The sequence below is a fragment of the Mediterraneibacter sp. ICN-202921 genome, from assembly GCF_037890075.1.
Taxonomy (GTDB): domain Bacteria; phylum Bacillota; class Clostridia; order Lachnospirales; family Lachnospiraceae; genus Mediterraneibacter; species Mediterraneibacter massiliensis.
The window spans coordinates 1-854 of the sequence record NZ_JBBKBE010000040.1; the positions used below are offsets into that span (position 1 = coordinate 1).

The 854-nt window shown below is 35.6% G+C and carries 2 protein-coding genes; one reads left to right on the plus strand and one right to left on the minus strand.

All coding sequences use genetic code 11. The features are described 5' to 3' along the window. Window positions 1-13 precede the first annotated feature (13 nt). Window positions 14-397, minus strand: coding sequence for a helix-turn-helix domain-containing protein (locus WKT01_RS13705; RefSeq protein ID WP_340312760.1), 384 nt, complete (start codon window positions 395-397; stop codon window positions 14-16). A gap of 205 nt (window positions 398-602) precedes the next feature. Between WKT01_RS13705 and WKT01_RS13710 the strand changes: the two genes are divergently transcribed. Next, window positions 603-788, plus strand: a complete 186-nt coding sequence (locus tag WKT01_RS13710; RefSeq protein WP_340312761.1) for a helix-turn-helix domain-containing protein — start codon at window positions 603-605, stop codon at window positions 786-788. The last annotated feature ends 66 nt before the right edge of the window (window positions 789-854 follow it).

Here is an 854-nt window from a genome sequence, read left to right on the forward strand (position 1 = left end):
TATGATATTGCAATTAATAACCGGTGTCGTCAATGTCTCCACGTTCCTTTCGTTTAAGAGCGAGAGCCATATTGTGCAATGCTTTCAAGTCTTCAGGTTCCATGTCTTTCTGCACATCAAATAAAGCCCGTAACTCTTTGTTTTCAAATATTTCTTGCGCTACTTGTGCAGTCTCTTCATTTAGATAGTATTTCTCACCACCTTCTGATTCTTCACCATAAAAGTAAGATAGGGGAACTTCAAAATACTGACAAATTTTTTCTATTTTATCTTTTTTAGGTTCGCTTTTCCCATTTTTCCAATCTGACAATGTTGCTGTAGATATTCCTGTTTCCTTATGCACTCTGTATGGTGTTACATTATTTTGTCGTAACAGTTGTTCAAATTTTTTGTACATTATGATTCCTCCAAGATACCACGGAAAAATTTCATAAAATGTATTGACTATAAAAGAAAACCGTGATATATTAGAGATACGAAAGAAAACCGTGATAAACGGAAGGGATCGTATCTCGGAAATATGAAATAGTTTTGCTGGTAACTTGACTATATCATATTTCCGATATAAAAGCAATAATTTATCTCGGAAAGGTGGTGTAATAATGTACGAAAAATTCCAACGGTTATTGGAAAAAACTAACAAAACAATTTACAGAGTTTCAGTTGATACTGGAATTGCAACAGCAACTCTCTATGATTGGCGTGATGGAAAATCAACTCCAAAAGCACCTAAACTGAAAATCCTTGCCGACTACTTCGGCGTCAGTATTGAATACTTCTTGGAGTAATTGTAGCAGAGAGGGTGTCCGATAAAAAGGACAGAACCAGATGAGGAGGTGAAGACATGCCAAAAG